Genomic DNA, 1911 nt, shown 5'->3' with positions numbered 1-1911 from the left:
TTTTGTGGCTATTACAAAGTCTTTCCTTGGCCATTATATCGGAGCATTTGAAGTAATGCGTGACATGATTATTAAGTTCGGTAAATCACGTGGAAAAGATATTGAAGAAAAAACAATTAAGACAATAATCCTTACTTTTGTTGTATTATCATGCTGGTTTGTTGCTTATACAAATCCAAGTATTCTTGGACTTATTGATTCTCTAAGCGGTCCTTTAGTTGCTGCTATCTTATGTCTATTACCGATGTACGCGATTCAAAAAGTTCCAGTACTAGCTAAATACAAAGGGAAAATGAGTAACGTATTTGTTATTATTGTAGGTGTACTTACTGTCTTAGCAAGTATTAAATCATTATTCTAATTCACTACTGTTGGTTTTAGTATCAAAATAGTTGGATCTGAGAAAAGAAGGAGCAAGTTTTGAATAGTTTTTTTCAAAACTTGCTCTTAAAATATTCTAATGAATTAATTTTACAAATAAGTTTATTCATATTAGTCATCTAGCATTTTGGTTATATACTCATCCAATATTATCAAGACCTAAATCGAGAAATTTTAAATATCAAGCGCCTAACGTATTATATATCCCTAATATGTTAGGCGCTTTTATTTTGGATAATAAATTTTGAACCTGAATTTGAATAGTATCTCTATTTGATGCTTATTTAATATTGTAAAATTTGTATTGAAAATTCGAGGTTTTAAAAGTACTATATACATATTCAAACATTTGAAGATGTATATGGTACTTTTGAAAATTGAGGAAAAGTAACGGAGGGATTTCAATGGGAAACGAAATGCAACAATTTAAAGCAGATTTCTTTAAAGCCTTAGCACACCCTTTGCGAATAGGTATCTTAGAATTATTGTCAGAAGGTGAAAAAAGCGTAAACGAAATTCAAGATATTCTAAATAAGGAAGGTTCAGCTGTTTCTCAGCAATTAAGTGTACTACGTTCAAAAAACATTGTTGTTGGTAGAAAAGATGGAAAAAGAGTTTTATATTCTTTACGAGACCCTATTATTGTGGATTTATTGGTGGTTGCACGGAAGATTTTTAACAACCATTTAATCGATACGATTTCAATGTTAGAAGAGCTAGATGGAGCAGAAAGTGAAATGATGGCTAAGGAGGGATAGGTTGAGTATTGAGGTTAAGAAAGAAGATATCATCCAACATGGGATTGAAACATTTCGCTCATTAGGAGCTCATTACGTTTGTGAAGTTTGTATAAAAAGTGGAAATTCTTGTTGTTTTTCATGCCAACATTTACAAGATGGAGTTGGATGTCGAAAAAGAAATACTGCTTGTACAGCTTGGTTATGTGGAATTCAAGGTTTTTTATTTGATCAAATAGGATTACTGGATGAATGGAATCGTTTTTGGAGTGAAATTCCAGGACAAATGTTTCGTAGAGATATTACTCCAGATAAGGTAAGGATTAGATCGTTTATTGATACGAAGAAGCTAGATAGTCGAGCCGGAGAACGTCTAGCAGAAAGATTGAAATCCTATGTACAACAAGGTGGAGATATAGGTGAATTGGAGTGTCATTTAAGTAAAACATATAGTAAATATTAGGATGGTTTTTCTTTTTGTGAAAAGGACAATTTTCTGTATAAGGGACCGAGAAATACATTTGTAATCCAGATCTATTAAAAATAGAAAAGAAGGGTTTGTAATGAGAAAGTTATTTACAGGAAGGTTTGAAGGATATTCATTAGCACATTTTCAAAAGGATCTTCTTTCAGGAATGATTGTTGGAGTTGTTGCGATTCCACTTGCTATGTCTTTTGCTATTGCCTCTGGTGTTAAGCCAGAGTATGGGATTTATACAACCTGTATTGCTGGAATACTCATTTCACTGTTTGGTGGTTCGAAGTATCAAATTGGAGGACCTACAGGTGCTTT

At 32.4% G+C, this 1911-nt stretch carries 3 protein-coding genes and 1 pseudogene; all 4 read left to right on the top strand.

Going from position 1 to position 1911, the window contains the following annotated elements:
- Positions 1 to 361, top strand: a pseudogene (locus HMPREF2590_RS19195) (septum formation initiator); the annotation flags it as partial.
- A 424-nt stretch (positions 362 to 785) separates the two neighbouring features.
- Positions 786 to 1139 carry an ArsR/SmtB family transcription factor gene (locus HMPREF2590_RS19190; protein ID WP_000526189.1) on the top strand — a complete coding sequence of 118 codons (354 nt, stop codon included), beginning with the start codon at positions 786 to 788 and terminating at the stop codon, positions 1137 to 1139.
- 1 nt (position 1140) lies between these two features.
- Positions 1141 to 1581 carry a hypothetical protein gene (locus HMPREF2590_RS19185; protein WP_000021461.1) on the top strand — a complete coding sequence of 147 codons (441 nt, stop codon included), beginning with the start codon at positions 1141 to 1143 and terminating at the stop codon, positions 1579 to 1581.
- A gap of 100 nt (positions 1582 to 1681) precedes the next feature.
- On the top strand, positions 1682 to 1911 hold a 230-nt coding region (locus HMPREF2590_RS19180), incomplete at its 3' end, for a SulP family inorganic anion transporter (RefSeq protein WP_256325165.1).

Source organism: Bacillus sp. HMSC036E02 (assembly GCF_001836235.1).
GTDB classification, from domain to species: Bacteria; Bacillota; Bacilli; order Bacillales; family Bacillaceae_G; genus Bacillus_A; species Bacillus_A cereus.
The sequence above is the reverse complement of the archived record's forward strand: the minus strand, read 5'-3'. Positions and strand labels throughout refer to the sequence as shown.